The sequence below is a fragment of the Pseudomonas sp. BJa3 genome, from assembly GCF_026343815.1.
Lineage (GTDB): Bacteria > Pseudomonadota > Gammaproteobacteria > Pseudomonadales > Pseudomonadaceae > Aquipseudomonas > Aquipseudomonas soli.
In genome coordinates, this window is record NZ_JAOXMC010000088.1 from 1 (window position 1) to 296 (window position 296).

Here is a 296-nt window from a genome sequence, read left to right on the forward strand (position 1 = left end):
GGCCTGGTGCTGACCGTCGACGGTCGCCTGGACAACCGCCAGGGCACCCTGGTGGGCGACACCGCCCTCAACCTTGTGGCCGGGACGCTGGACAACAGCAAGGGCAAGGTCTCCGGCAAAGGCCAGGGCGAGGTCCAGGCCGACACCTTGCTCAACAACGCCGGTTCGCTGGTCAGCCTCGAGCAACTGCGGATACAGGGCGGTGAGCTGGACAACCGTGAGGCGGGGCTGCTCGGCAGCAATGGCGCGCTGACCCTGGAGGTCGACCGCATCGACAACCGTGGTGGTGAGATCAC

1 protein-coding gene is annotated in these 296 nt (G+C 67.2%); it reads left to right on the forward strand.

Features of this window, described 5'->3' with window-relative positions:
- On the forward strand, window positions 1-296 hold a 296-nt coding region (locus OH705_RS29495), incomplete at both ends, for a hypothetical protein (protein WP_267303403.1).